This window comes from Methylobacterium sp. 1A (genome assembly GCF_058072805.1).
Genome location: NZ_JBYQVE010000002.1, coordinates 1,988,877 through 2,001,888 on the forward strand (window position 1 = coordinate 1,988,877; position 13,012 = coordinate 2,001,888).

General features: G+C 72.2%; 14 protein-coding genes. 5 read left to right on the forward strand and 9 right to left on the reverse strand.

Features of this window, described 5'->3' with window-relative positions:
• Positions 1-24 precede the first annotated feature (24 nt).
• On the forward strand, positions 25-2,502 hold the full coding sequence (locus ACX9MN_RS29445; protein ID WP_489726153.1) for a PBP1A family penicillin-binding protein: 2,478 nt from the start codon (positions 25-27) through the stop codon (positions 2,500-2,502).
• Positions 2,503-2,506: 4 nt separating this feature from the next.
• Here the strand turns inward: ACX9MN_RS29445 and ACX9MN_RS29450 are convergent, their stop codons facing one another.
• Positions 2,507-2,935 carry a DUF1810 domain-containing protein gene (locus tag ACX9MN_RS29450; protein ID WP_020092601.1) on the reverse strand — a complete coding sequence of 143 codons (429 nt, stop codon included), beginning with the start codon at positions 2,933-2,935 and terminating at the stop codon, positions 2,507-2,509.
• Positions 2,936-3,048: 113 nt separating this feature from the next.
• On the opposite strand from ACX9MN_RS29450, the gene ACX9MN_RS29455 reads away from it, so the two are divergent.
• Positions 3,049-3,429: a hypothetical protein gene (locus ACX9MN_RS29455; protein ID WP_447681644.1), complete on the forward strand. Its 381-nt coding sequence runs from the start codon at positions 3,049-3,051 to the stop codon at positions 3,427-3,429.
• Here the strand turns inward: ACX9MN_RS29455 and ACX9MN_RS29460 are convergent.
• Positions 3,416-3,685, reverse strand: a complete 270-nt coding sequence (locus ACX9MN_RS29460) for a hypothetical protein (protein ID WP_026604840.1) — start codon at positions 3,683-3,685, stop codon at positions 3,416-3,418. The genes ACX9MN_RS29455 and ACX9MN_RS29460 overlap by 14 nt on opposite strands.
• 206 nt (positions 3,686-3,891) lie before the next feature.
• Between ACX9MN_RS29460 and ACX9MN_RS29465 the strand changes: the two genes are divergently transcribed.
• Positions 3,892-4,164 carry a DUF2061 domain-containing protein gene (locus ACX9MN_RS29465; protein ID WP_020092598.1) on the forward strand — a complete coding sequence of 91 codons (273 nt, stop codon included), beginning with the start codon at positions 3,892-3,894 and terminating at the stop codon, positions 4,162-4,164.
• Positions 4,165-4,253: 89 nt separating this feature from the next.
• Positions 4,254-5,051, forward strand: a complete 798-nt coding sequence (pcaD, locus tag ACX9MN_RS29470) for a 3-oxoadipate enol-lactonase (protein WP_489726154.1) — start codon at positions 4,254-4,256, stop codon at positions 5,049-5,051.
• A gap of 58 nt (positions 5,052-5,109) precedes the next feature.
• Here the strand turns inward: pcaD and ACX9MN_RS29475 are convergent, their stop codons facing one another.
• The 7 genes from ACX9MN_RS29475 to ACX9MN_RS29505 form a co-directional block, all read right to left on the reverse strand.
• Positions 5,110-5,424: a hypothetical protein gene (locus ACX9MN_RS29475; RefSeq protein WP_489726155.1), complete on the reverse strand. Its 315-nt coding sequence runs from the start codon at positions 5,422-5,424 to the stop codon at positions 5,110-5,112.
• A 325-nt stretch (positions 5,425-5,749) separates the two neighbouring features.
• On the reverse strand, positions 5,750-6,163 hold the full coding sequence (lanM, locus tag ACX9MN_RS29480) for a lanmodulin LanM (protein ID WP_020092595.1): 414 nt from the start codon (positions 6,161-6,163) through the stop codon (positions 5,750-5,752).
• 194 nt (positions 6,164-6,357) lie between these two features.
• A complete protein-coding gene (locus ACX9MN_RS29485) occupies positions 6,358-6,603 on the reverse strand; it encodes a hypothetical protein (protein WP_489726156.1) in 246 nt (81 codons plus the stop codon).
• Between the two features lie 98 nt (positions 6,604-6,701).
• Complete coding sequence (locus ACX9MN_RS29490; protein WP_100251419.1) at positions 6,702-8,321, reverse strand: ABC transporter substrate-binding protein; 1,620 nt, start codon at positions 8,319-8,321, stop codon at positions 6,702-6,704.
• A gap of 153 nt (positions 8,322-8,474) precedes the next feature.
• On the reverse strand, positions 8,475-9,536 hold the full coding sequence (locus ACX9MN_RS29495; RefSeq protein ID WP_020092592.1) for an MBL fold metallo-hydrolase: 1,062 nt from the start codon (positions 9,534-9,536) through the stop codon (positions 8,475-8,477).
• A 141-nt stretch (positions 9,537-9,677) separates the two neighbouring features.
• Positions 9,678-9,914: a DUF6894 family protein gene (locus ACX9MN_RS29500; RefSeq protein WP_020092591.1), complete on the reverse strand. Its 237-nt coding sequence runs from the start codon at positions 9,912-9,914 to the stop codon at positions 9,678-9,680.
• 294 nt (positions 9,915-10,208) lie between these two features.
• On the reverse strand, positions 10,209-11,471 hold the full coding sequence (locus ACX9MN_RS29505) for a transglycosylase SLT domain-containing protein (RefSeq protein WP_489726367.1): 1,263 nt from the start codon (positions 11,469-11,471) through the stop codon (positions 10,209-10,211).
• 349 nt (positions 11,472-11,820) lie between these two features.
• Here ACX9MN_RS29505 and ACX9MN_RS29510 point away from each other — a divergent pair, with 349 nt between their 5' ends.
• Positions 11,821-13,011: an inositol-3-phosphate synthase gene (locus ACX9MN_RS29510; protein WP_489726157.1), complete on the forward strand. Its 1,191-nt coding sequence runs from the start codon at positions 11,821-11,823 to the stop codon at positions 13,009-13,011.
• Position 13,012 lies beyond the last annotated feature (1 nt).

Here is a 13,012-nt window from a genome sequence, read left to right on the forward strand (position 1 = left end):
GCCGGTCCCGGAACACGCACCACGATGACGCCCGACGCGCCGGAACGCGCCCCGGCCGACGGGCCGAAACCGCCGAAGCCGGACCCCGCCGCCGACGCCCCGGACCCGCGGCTCGCCGCCCGGGAGGCCGGGCGGGCCGCGCGCGACCTCGCGCGCCATCTCCGGACCCTCCTCGCCGCGGCCGGGCTCGGCCTCGCGCGGACCGGCCGGGCCCTGTCGGCCCGCGCGGCGGAGCGCGCGGCGCGGGCGCGACGGGCACCGGCGGAGCGCCCGCCCGCCGTCGCCGAGACGGACGCGCGCGCCCTGAACCGGCGTTCCCGGCCGATCCTCGGCCGCCGGCACCCGGCCCTGCTCGCCGCCGCCCTGGTGGTCCTGCTGCCGGCCCTGGCGCTGGCGATCTACCTGTTCGCGGCCTTCGTGAGCCTGCCGCCGCTGGGCGGCGCCGTGGTCGAGACTGGCCAGCGGGCGATCACCGTCGAGGCCGACGACGGCCGGGTCTTCGCCACCCGCGGCAGCTTCCGCGGCCAGAAGCTCACCGCGGCCGACCTGCCGCCGCACCTCGCCCAGGCGATCGTGGCGATCGAGGACCGCCGCTTCTACAGCCACTGGGGCATCGACCTGCGCGGCCTCGTCCGGGCGGCGTGGCGCAATCTCCGCGGCGGCGGCGTGCGCGAGGGCGGCTCGACCATCACCCAGCAATATGTCCGCCTGACCTCCCTCAACCAGGAGAAGACGCTCTGGCGGAAGGTGCAGGAAGCCTTCCTGGCGCTGCGGGTCGAGTCGACCATGAGCAAGGACGCGATCCTGCTCGGCTACCTCGACTCCGCGTATTTCGGCGCCGGCGCCTACGGGGCGGACGCGGCGGCGCGGCGCTACTTCGGCAAGCCCGCCAAGGCGCTGAACCTGCCGGAATCGGCGATGCTGGCCGGTCTGGTGCGGGCGCCCTCGCAGCTCGCCCCGACCCGCAACCTCGGGGGCGCCAAGGAGCGCGCCGACGTGGTGCTCCAGGCCATGGTCGAGACCGGCGCGATCTCGCAGGCCGAGGCCGACGCCGCGCGCAAGCAGAGCGTGACCCTGAAATCGCCCCCCGAGGCGCCGCCCGGCACCAACTACTTCCTCGACATGATCGCGGGCGACGTGAAGCGCCTCGCCGGCACCGACGGCGACATGACGGTGCGCTCGACCCTCAACCTCGACCTGCAGAGCCTCGCCGAGGGCGTCGTGGCCCGCCGCCTCGACAAGGACGGTGCCCGCCGCAAGGACGGTGCCCGCCGCAAGGTCGGCCAGGCCGCCATGGTGGTGCTGTCGAAGGAGGGCGCGATCCTCGCCATGGTCGGCGGCCGCGACTACGAGGACAGCCAGTTCAACCGCGCCGTCCAGGCCAAGCGCCAGCCCGGCTCCCTGTTCAAGCTCCTCGCCTACCTGACGGCCTACGAGAAGGGCTACACGCCGGAATCCGTGATGGTCGACCGCCCGGTCCAGATCGGCGACTGGCAGCCCGAGAACGACGACGGCCGCTACCGGGGGCCCGTGCCCCTGCGGACCGCCTTCGCGCTCTCGATCAACACCGTGGCGGCCCAGCTCGGGCAGGATGTCGGCATCCCGGCGGTGATCGCCACCGCCCGCAAGCTCGGGATCCAGTCGGACCTGCCCAACGTGCCGAGCCTCGTCCTCGGCTCGGGCGCCGTGAGCCTCCTGGAGATGACCCGCGCCTACGGCTCGGTCCTGTCCGGGCGCACCCCGCTCCAGTCCTACGGCATCCAGGCGATCCGCGGGGCCGCGCCGCAGCCGCTCTACGTCCGCGCCGACGCGGGCCCGGGCCCGATGCTGGCGCAGGAACCGCGCACCATGATGCTCGATTCGCTGCAGGCGGTGGTGGAATCCGGTACCGGCCGCGCCGCGCGGGTGCCCGGCCAGATCATCGGCGGCAAGACCGGCACGAGCCAGGATTTCCGCGACGCGTGGTTCGTCGGCATGACCCCCGACCTCGTGGTCGGGATCTGGGTCGGCAACGACGACGACAGCCCGATGAACCGCATGTTCGGCGGCGAGATGCCGGCCGGGATCTTCCACGACTTCGTCCAGCGGGCCGCCGAGAAGCTCGCGAAGGGCAAGGCCCGCCCCTCGGCGGAGCGGGCCGAGCCGGCCCGGGCCGCCGCCGCGCCCGCGGCCGAACCTGTCGCGGCCGGCGAGGTCCGCGGCGTGCCGGAGGTGATCGATACCGGCACCCTCAACCTGCGCGGGCGGGTCGTGCGCCTCCTCGGCGTGGTCGGCGAGCGCGGCCATCTCGCCCGCCAGCTCGCCAGCTACCTGCGCCGCCGCGAGGTGGTCTGCACCGGCCTGTCCGACGGGGCCACGGCCCGCTGCCGCATCGAGGGCGACGACCTCGCCGGGCTGATCCTGGCCGCGGGCGGCGCCCGCGCCTCCGAGGACGCCCCGCCGGACCTCCTGGGCGCGGAGGAGCAGGCGCGCGCCGAGCGGGTCGGGCTGTGGGGCCGGTGAGGCGCTAGCCTGCCCCGAGCTTCGCCAGCGTCCGCGGGTCGGGGACGCCGTCGAAGTAGCGCGCAAGCGCGTCGGCGAAGACCGGCTCGCCCGGCACGGCGCGGGCGAACAGCGTCATGCTGGAGCGGAACTTCAGATCGTCGGGCGAGCCGAAGATCGCGTGGGCCGAGCGCCCGGCGACGGCGTTGACGGCCGCCGTGCAGGCGCGCAGGCGCGCGCCGAGCACCGGGTGCGCCGCGTAGGCCTGCGCCTCCGCGAGAGACCCGATGGCGTAGCGCTGCGCCATCGGGCTCGCGCCGAGCCCGGCGATCTGCGGGAAGATGAACCACATCCAGTGGCTGCGCTTGTCGCCGGCCTGCAACTCCGCCAGGGCGCGCCCGTAGACGCCCTCCTGCGCGGCGACGAAGCGGCCGAGGTCGTAGGTGTCGCTCATGCGCGGCTCCGTTGTTCCGGTCCCGCACCGTCAACCGCGCGGCGCCCGCGGGGATGCAGGCGCGGGTCCGGAGTGCCGCTGACGCCGCGCCGGGATTGGTGTAAGCGCCGCCCATGCTCGGAACGCTCGTCGCCTTCATGGTCGCGAACCCGGCGATGAGCCACGCCCTGACGGCGATCCCCGAGACCGCCGGAATGGCGGCCGTTCTGCTCCTGCTGCGCAGTCCCCGACCGGAAGGCGTCGCGGCGCTCGTGGTCTCGACCTACTATTACGGCCGCGAGGCCGGGCAGCGGGAACACGCCCTCAAGCACGCGGGCTGGGACGCCGTTCAGGCGCATCTCGGCGCCGAGTTCCTGTACGGCTGGTCCCTGCCGAATCTGCAGCAGTGGGTGGCGCCGACCTGCGCGGCCTGGGCGGTCGCGGCCGCGATCTATCTGGTCCGGTCGCGGATGGCGCGGGCGGCTCCGCCGGGTGCCCGGCTCAGGCGCGGGTGAACGGTCCGTCCGACGGCCCGATCTCGCTCCGGTCTCCGAGGAGCCGCCGGCCCGAGGCGATGATCTGGACCGTCTCGCGGCTGGAGCACTGGCGCCGCGCCAGGGCCTCCAGGTCGCGCAGGTAGTCGATGAGGGGACCACGCTGCTTGTCGGCTCGGCCGATCACCGGCTCGACCTTGGCGGTCACGAGGCCGCCGACCGTGTCCCAGAACTCCGCCGGTTGGATCGCGGCGTCGCCCATCGCAGGCTCGTGCATCCCCGGTCTCCGCTGTGCTCGCACCGCTCTTGTCGAGCGTTTCGGCCGCCGGCGCATTGACCCATGTTGAAGACGCTCCTCCGGAGCGCGGGGCTCGCGGCATCGTCATCCGCGCGCCGGGCGATCCGGCGGGGCAGCATCCGGTGCGCCGCCCCATAATGGACCGCGCCACCGCGCGCGTTTCGGATCGACCGCAGGGAGCCCGCATGCCCGCCGACGACGTCCCAACCCGCGATGCCCGCGCACCCGAGCCCGCACGGACGCGCGCGCCCCCGGCCGGGGAGAGCCGCCTCCGCTCGATCGCCAAGGCCGTGAGCTGGCGCGTCGTCGGGAGCCTCGACACACTGCTGCTGTCCTACCTGTTCACCGGCAGCGTGCTGGTCGCCGGCTCGATCGCCTCGACCGAGACCGTGACCAAGACCGTGCTGTACTACCTCCACGAGCGCGGCTGGGGCCTGATTCCCCTCGGTCGCGCCTGAGATCCGTCCGGGAGGCCGCGTTGCCCGCCAGCTCCGCCCCGCCGCCCGGCGGCCTGACATCCTCGAGAGCCCGAACCGGAGAGAGCCGCATGCCGCAGATCACCGTCGGAGGACTCGGCCTCCGCTACCACCTCGAGGGCCCGGAGGACGCCCCGGTCGTCGCTTTCTCGAACTCGCTGGGGGCGACCCTGGAGATGTGGGACGCGCTGGTGCCCGCGCTGACGGGGCGTTACCGGACGCTGCGCTACGACACGCGCGGCCACGGCGGGTCGGAGACGCGCGACCGGCCGGTCGCGATCGCGGATCTGGCCGGCGATCTCGCGGGCCTTCTGGACGCCCTCGGCATCGGACGCGCCCATCTCGTCGGCCTCTCGCTCGGCGGGATGACCGTGCAGGCGCAGGCGAGCGCCGATCCCGGACGCGCGCTCAGCGCCACCCTGATGGCGACGGCGGCCTTCCTGCCGAGCCTGCAGAGCTGGGACGAGCGCGCCGCGACCGTGCGCGCCCAGGGGACGGCGGCCGTGGTCGAGGCGACGCTGGGGCGCTGGTTCACGCCGGGTTTCGCGGAGCGCGCCCCCGAGACGGTGCGGGCTGTCCGCGAGCGATTCCTGGCCTGCGATCCGGCCGGCTACGCGGTGTGCTGCGGGGCGATCGGGCGCATGGATCTCCGTCCGGCGCTCGGAGCCATCACCGCGCCGACCCTGGTGATCGCCGGCCGCGACGATCCCTCGACGCCCCCGGCCATGGCCGAGGAGATCTGCGGCGGCATCGCTCAGGCCGAACTCGTCGTGCTGCCCCGGGCGGCGCACCTGCTCGCCGTCGAGCGCGCCGAGGCGGTCGGCGGCTACCTGCGCGCCTTCCTCGACCGCGCCGCGCCGGGCGCGTAGGCGGGCCGCAGCGGCGCCGTCCCGTCAGTCGCCCGAGCGTCCGGGACCGCGCGCCGCTTCAGTGGCAGGCGATCCCGACATCGGCGGGCGACATCCCGCGCGCCAGGCGCCGCCCGGTCCGCAGCAGCGCCTGCCCGAGCAGCGACACGGTCAGCGCGTCGCCGTCCTGCTCGGCCAGCCGATAGGCCGCGAGCAGGGCGTCGCCGAGATCGCCGAGCGTTGCCGCCGGCTCCGCGTCCGCGCGCTCCGGCCGGCTCTCGGCAATCCGGTCGCGTCCGTCCGCCGCCGCCGCGCCGTGCGGTCCCTCGGTCAGCGCGACCGGTCTCGCGCGGCGTCTCGCGTTGCCGTCGTCCTCTGGTGAGCCGTTCCGCATCGTCTTGGTCCCTCAACCACCTCGAGGGTGCACCTACAGGTTGCGGACCGTCAACTCCCTCCGACCGCGCCCGGCGAGCGGTCGAGCGTCGCAGCCGCCGCGGCGGTCGGACGGGGTGTCGGACGGGGTGTCGGATGTTCCGCAGGCGCGGGAGCGGCCGGAGCCCGCAGAACAATCGCCGCGATCCACAACTTTTACGTGCAGGCCCCATGGATCGGAGCGTCCGGGCGAAGGTTCAGGGTCGCCATGAACGCAGCAAGGCCCCCGCGGTCAGCGCCGCGGAGGCCTCGCTCATCCACGCTCCATCAGGAGCGCGCGGACGGTTTTACTTGATGAGGGCCAGGAGAGCCTTGCCGGCCTTGGAGTTCAGCTCCTTGGCGTCGAGGGTGCCGTCGTTGTCCGGGTCGGCCAGCTTGAAGCGCTCGCCGACGGCCGCGAGGTACTCCTTCTTGTCGAGCGTGCCGTCGCTGTCCGGATCGGCCTGCTTCACGCCGGAGGCGCTCAGGCGGCCCTTCAGCTCCTTGGCGTCGAGGGTGCCGTCGGCGTCCTTCTCGAGACGGTCGAAGGTCGCCGAGGCCACCGCCTCCACTTCCTTCATGTCGACGGTGCCGTCGTTGTCGGTGTCGATCATCTTGACGGCGCTCGTTCCGCTCATCGGCTTGGCGAAAGCGGCCGGAGCGGAGAGGCCGCACACCGCGAGGGTGACCGCCGCGAAGCCACTGATGAAACGTGAGGTCATTGCCAGATGCTCCCGAAATTTAATGCTCGATCTTCCTAGTCTCCGACTCGCCGTGCCGCAAGTGCGAAATTCGACCCTGTGGGTTGCGTGCTGTCCCGGGCCGCGCTTCGGAGACGCGGCATAGAAAAAGGGGCCGGCGCGAGCCGACCCCCGAAGAGAGCGCACAATCGCCGACAGGCGATTCGCGCGGTGATTCAGTATCCGTAGCCGCGTCGCGTCACCGGGCGGTCGTCGTCGAACCGCTGGCGTCGGTAGAGACGATCCTCGTCATAGGCGCGGTCGCGCCGATACTCTTCGTGGCGGAAGTCGCGATCCCGCTGGGCGCGGGAGCGCAGGTCGACACTCGGCCCGTCGGGACCGATATCGATTCGCTGCGCCGCAGCGGGGACGACGCTCGTCAGGGAGGCGGCCAGGACGGCGCCGGCAAGCAGGGTCTTCATGGGACTCTCCTTCGTGCGTTCGGAGTCCAACCCGTCCTCGCGCCGATCGTTCCCGATGTTCTCCCGTTCTTCCCGGAGCCGACACAGATCCGGGCTGATCAGGCGAGCGTCGCCAGGTCCTGAAACCAGTGCTGCGCCTGGACGTAGTTCTTCACCCGCGACGACAGAGCGTGCGGATTGGTGTCGTGAACGACCCAGACCTGCACGGCATCGTCCACGACGATTTCGTGGATGCGCGCGAGCAGCCGGTTCTGCTCGGCCACGTCGAGGCTCGCCTTCACCTTGTCGCAGAGGGCGTCGACCTCGGGGTTGCGGTAGTGGCTCCAGTTCACGCCGTTCGGCGCGATCTGCCGCGAATCGTAGAAGCGCAGGATCGCGTAGAACGGGTCGGAGGTGACGTAGGCGATGTTGCCGGCGCTGACGCCCTTGAGGCTCGGATCCGCGGCGCCCTGGCGCCACGCCGTGTAGGCCACCTCCAACTCGACGGTCTTGAACGCCACCTGGATGCCGACCTCGGCCCAGCTCTGCTGGACGAACTCGTTGATCGGCAGCGACAGCATTTGCCCGGTGCCGCCGGTCGGGATCAGGACCGTGGCCTTCACGGGGTTCTTCACCGAGTAGCCGGCCTCCTCGACGAGCTTGCGCGCCGCCTCGACGTCGGTCCGGATCTTGAAGCCCGGCTTGCCGAACCACGGGCTCGACTCCTGGACCTGACCGACGGCGGGCTGGGCGAGGCCGCCCATCAGCTCGACGACGCCCGCGCGGTCGATGGCGAGGTTGGCGGCCTTGCGCAGGCGCAGGTCGCGCCAGGGCGAGCCCTCCACCATCGACAGGTGGTAGTTCCAGACATGGGGCGTCTCGTTGCCCACGACCCGCATGCCGGCGGCCTTCAGGCGCGGCACCGCGTCGGGCGCGGGCGTCTCGATCAGGTCGACGCTGCCGGACAGGAGCGCGTTCACCCGGGCGAGGTCCTCGGGCACGCAGGCGAGGGTCAGCTTCGCGAGCTTCGGGACCCGCTTCGGGTTCCAGTAGCCGATGTTCGGCAGCAGCTCGAGGCGCACCCGCGGCACCAGCTGCCCCATCCGGAACGGCCCGGTCCCCGACGGCTCGAAGGCGAACTTCGCCCAGTCCTTCCCGACCTTCTCGTACTGCGCCGGCGACGAGATCAGGAACCAGAGCATCTGGTAGGGGAACAGGCTGTCGGGCGTCTTGGTGACGACCTGGACGGTCTTGGCGTCGACCTTCCGGTAGCTCGCGACGCCGGGCAGGCGCGGGCGGACCTGGGACGCCTGCCGCTGGTCGAAATGCGGCGCCTCCTTGTTCAGCACCTTGTCGAAGTTCCAGATCACCGCGTCGGCATCGAAGGCCGACCCGTCGTGGAAGGCCACGCCCTCTCGCAGGTGGAAGGTCCAGACCTTGGGGTCGGCCGGGTCGGCCTCCCAGGCGGTGGCGAGGCCGGGCACCATCTTGCCCGGCCGGTCGGCGACGTCGAGTTCCCAGGCGACCAGGGGATCGTAGAGGGTCAGTCCGGTGAACTGGTAGCCACCCGCGCCCCGGTCCGGCTGGCCGGTCGTGAGCGGCAGGTCGGTCATGGAGATGCCGTAGGTCAGGGTGCCGGGGGCCGCGCCCTGCGCGCCGGCGCGGCCCGCCGCCCCCAGCGCCGCCAGGGCGACGCCCCCGGCCATCAGGGATCGGCGTGTCGGCTTGATCGGGTTCATCGTGTCTCTCGGCTGAAGGCGCGGGCGCCGCACGGAACGGCACCTGCCCTCGGGCGCGCGGCGGCGCGGCCCGGGCCTCCACCCCATGCTGCATACAGAATGATGCACGCATCGTGCCCAATGGCCGCCGGCGTTCCCCGGACAGCCCGGGGGTCAGGCCTCCCAGACCTGGCCGGGCCTCAGGGCGACGAAGCGCTCGGCCGGGATGCCGGCCCCGCCGAGGGCCGCCGCCAGCGCCTCGGCGGGGCGCTCGACGCCCTCGTCGGTGAGTTGGAACGTGCCCCAGTGGTGGCCCAGCGCCTGCTCGGCGCCGAGCAGGCCGAAGACCTTCACCGCCTCGGCCGGGTCGACGTGCTGCGCCTGCATGAACCAGCGCGGCTCGTAGGCGCCGATCGGCAGCGTCGCGAGGCGCGGCGGCCCGAACCGCGCCCGCACGTCGGAGAAGAGGGCGCCGTCGCCGAAACCGGTGTCGCCGACATGGTAGTGCACGCCGCGGGGCGAGGTGATCACGAAGGCGCACCACAGCGCCATGCGCCGGTCGTTGACGCCCCGGGCCGACCAGTGGTTCGCGGGCGTCAGGTGGACCTGCAGCCCGTCGCCGAGATCGACCGACTGTCCCCAGTCGCGGGTCTCGACATGCATCGTGTCGTCGTAGCCGCGCAGGATCGTGTCGTTGCCCAGCGGCGCCACGATCAGCGGCTGGTGCGCCTGCCAGAGCCGGGCGAGGCTCGGCCCGTCGAGATGGTCGTAGTGGTTGTGGGTGACCAGGATCGCGTCGATCGGCGGCAGGTCGGCGAAGGCGATGCCCGGCGGGTTGACGCGCTTTGGCCCGGCGAAGCGGACCGGGCTCGCGCGCTTGGCGAAGACCGGGTCGATCAGGATGTTCCGGCCGGCGACCTGCACGAGGTAGCTCGCGTGGCCGATCAGCACGACCCGCAGGCCCTCGACGCGCTCCGGCGGCCGGTCGGCCGGGTAGGGGCTGGGGAAGCTCTTGGGCCAGGGCTCGCGCTGCCGCTTGGCTTGCCAGCGCAGCACGTCGGGGAGCGCCTTGTCGGTGGACTGACCGGGCAGGAAGAACCGCAACCCGTCGAAATGGTCAGAGGTCGGGCCGCGGTAGTACGGGTTCCGGCCGCGCCGGTGCGCGGCGTAGCCGACGCCGCCGAGCGTCATGACCGTGGCCGCACTCGCGACCGTGAGCAGGCTGCGCCGTTTCATGGGTCCGAGATGGCCGGAACCGGGGGCCGGTCAAGCACTGCCGCGGCGCGGCGGGGAGCCTCAGGGCGGCTTCGGCGCCGTCTCAGGGACGTCGCTCAGCGTCGTCTGTAGGGACGCATCAGGCGGCCGGAGCGCGCCGGCTCACTCCACCATCTCGGCAGCGAGGGACAGGCGCGCCCGGTAGACCACCTTGCCGACGCCGTCGCGGACGCAGGCCACGTAATCCTGGCGCTCGACCTCCGGCAGCATGTCGCGGGCGATCGCCGACATGATCCGGGTGACCTTGGCGCGGGCCGCCGGAAGGTCCGGCAGGTCGAATCCGACCTCATCGTGGATCGGCTGGGAGCCGTCGTGCAGGTCGATGAAGTAGCGGGGCATCGGCGCCAAGCATCTCTAAGAGAAGTAGTCTGCCGACAGGATTGGTCTTGCTATGGTTAACAGTGCCTTAAAAGCCGAGCTTTGAGGCCGCTCCACGGTCGGGCGAAAGCCGCTTCCGGCCTCGCTGCGCCGCGCCCGACCCGCCCCGGCGTTTCGGAACGCCGCGGGCCGGCGCGGCCCGGCGCGGGAGTCTTCCTCGGCGGCCGCGGCCGGGAGAGCCGCCCGGCCGGCGGATCCGGCGGCCCGATGCCGCGAGCCGGCCCGCTCAGGCGGGCCGGCACCGCGATCCGGTTCTCACACGCCGTCCGGCGGCAGCGCCTCCGTCACCTCGACGCGGCGGTTGCCGGCCACCGGAACCGTCTCCTCGGTGGCGGCGACGTCGCTCTGAGCCGGCGCCCTGTCGAGCGCCTCGGCGACCGCCGCCACGCCCTGATAGCGGGTCAGCCGCCGGTCGATCATGCCGTCGATCCGGTCGTGCAGCTCGGACACGGTCAGGCTGCGGCGCTTGCCGCCCGTCTTCTCGGTGAACAGGCCGCGATTGGCCCGCGCCGCGGTGCGAAACTCGCGGCCGGCGACCTCGTCGGGCTTCTCGGAAGAGAGCGACAGGAAGCGCCCGGCGCTCGCGGTGCCGAGGAAATGGGCGAGGTACAGCTCGGTCGTGGTGAGCGCGCGCCCGACCCGGGCCTCGATCCGGTCACGGTCGCGCTTGATCAGCTCGGCCGCCATCAGGGCGGCGACGCGCGGGTCGTTGCGCAGGCCGAGCACCCGGGCGCGCATGCTGCCCGTCACGGTGATCGCGGCGCCCCGGCCCTTCACGGCGGCGGCTTCCTCGGCGAGCCCGTAGCGCGCGCCGTAATCGCGGATCATCTCCAGCCAGGTGCGGGCAACGAACTGGAACAGGCCCTGCGCCGAGGAGGTCGCGGCCTTCGCCGCGGTGTCGAAGCTCGATTCCTTGTCGGCCAGCGCCATCATGTAGACGGGATCGACGCCGGCCTCGTCGGAGGCCTTGACGATCGTGTCGACCACCTTGCGCGGCACGCTGCGCTCGCCGAACTTGACCGCGTCCTGCTCCTGCGTCACCCGCGGCAGGGCCGCGAGGTCGTCCTGGATCAGGGCCGTGGTGGCGGGCTCCTGCTCCGGCAGGGGCAGGCCGTTCCAGGCATCCTTCGCCGGTGCCGATGCCGGTGCCGGTGCCGGTGCCTCTGCCGATGCCGCGGGCGCCTCGGCGGGAACTGCGGGCTCGAACGCGCGTTGAGCGAGTTCCTGAGCGGCGCGCGGGCTGGTGTCGACCCGGTCGTGGGCCTGGGCGGCCGGCGCGAAGTAGGCGGGCGCGAAGGCGGCCTGCGGCAGGCCGAACCCGGCGACGAGCCCCAGGGCCAGCGTCCCGGAGATCCGGCCGAGGCCGGTGCGGCGAAGTGACCGGCGCCCTGCGTCGCGCCCGGCCCGCGGCAGCCACGCCACGGCTTCATCCTCGAAATGCCCCGTGCCGGTCAGGGTCTGCGGCACGAGTCGGTTCACGTCGTCGGCGCAACGCGCCGGCTCCGGGAAAACCCCCATCATCGGTCCTCTTCTAGATCGGTCCTTGCGTCCGCCCGGCTCTGACGGCCGGGTTTTTTCTGGAAGCGGCGGCCCTATCGACGCCGGCCGTGACCAGAATGGGACGGCCCCGTGATCCAAGCGTGGCACGGTCAAGGAAGGGTTAACCCTCCCGCTTAGGGCCCCGTTAACGCCGCCGACCGGCGGCCGACCGGCCGCGCGCGGGACGACGGCGGGGCGATGTTGTCGCATTCGGGTTGGAACGGAGCACCGCCGAGCCAGTTAGGTACGGCCCCGGGGGGGTGAATTCCCGTCTCAGGACGGACCCTTCAAGACGCCACCCGCGTCCGCACAAGGACATCAGTTTCCGATGAGCATGCAGTCCGGTCGCCGCGTCGGTGTCGCCTTCGTTGGCATGGGAGGCGCCGTCGCCACCACCGCCATCGCCGGCATCGAGATGATCAAATCCGGCTCCAACCGTCTCGACGGGCTGCCGCTCGCCGGTCTCTCCGTGGCCGGCATGGCCGACTACAAGGACCTCGTCTTCGGGGGCTGGGACCTGAACGGCGACGACCTCGCCTCCGCGGCGAGCGGGCACGGCGTGCTCTCGAAGGACGACATCGAGAACGGCGCCCAGGTCCTGAAGGGCATCACGCCCTGGCCGGCGGTCGGCAGCGCGAAGTTCTGCAAGAACATAGACGGTCAGAACCGGATCGTCGCCAAGGACCACCGCGAGGCGGTCTCGGTGATCGCCAACGATCTCCGCCGCTTCCAGAAGGAGAGCAACCTCGACGACGTGGTCGTGGTGAACCTCGCCTCCACGGAGCGCTGGCCCGACCTCAGCGACCCGACCCTGAACTCCACCGCCGCCTTCGAGAAGGGCCTGGATTCGAGCGACGAGGCGATCTCGCCGGCGATGCTCTACGCCTACGCGGCGATCAAGAGCGGCATCCCCTACGCCAACTTCACCCCGAGCGTCGCCGCCGACGTCCCGGCGCTCCTCGACCTCGCCAAGGAGCTGAACGTCCCGGTGGCCGGCAAGGACGGCAAGACCGGCCAGACCATGATGAAGACGGTGCTGGCCCCCGCCTTCAAGGCGCGCGCCCTCCACGTCGACGGCTGGTTCTCGACGAACATCCTGGGCAACCGCGACGGCCTCGCCCTGAACGATCCGAACTCGCTGCAGTCGAAGCTCAACACCAAGGGCACGGTGCTCGACTCGATCCTCGGCTACCCGGTCGAGGACCACCTCGTGCACATCCACTATTACCGCCCGCGCGGCGACGACAAGGAGGCCTGGGACAACATCGACGTCACCGGCTTCATGGGCCAGCGGATGCAGATCAAGGTGAACTTCCTCTGCAAGGACTCGATCCTGGCCGCGCCGCTCGTCATCGAGATCGCCCGCGTCCTCGATCTCGCGAGCAAGCGCGGCGACGGCGGCGTGCAGGAGCAGCTCTCGACCTTCTTCAAGGCCCCGATGGTCAAGAACGGCCACGGTCCGGAGCACGCCTTCAACAAGCAGGAGAAGATGCTCCACGACTGGCTGGGCGTGCACTAGG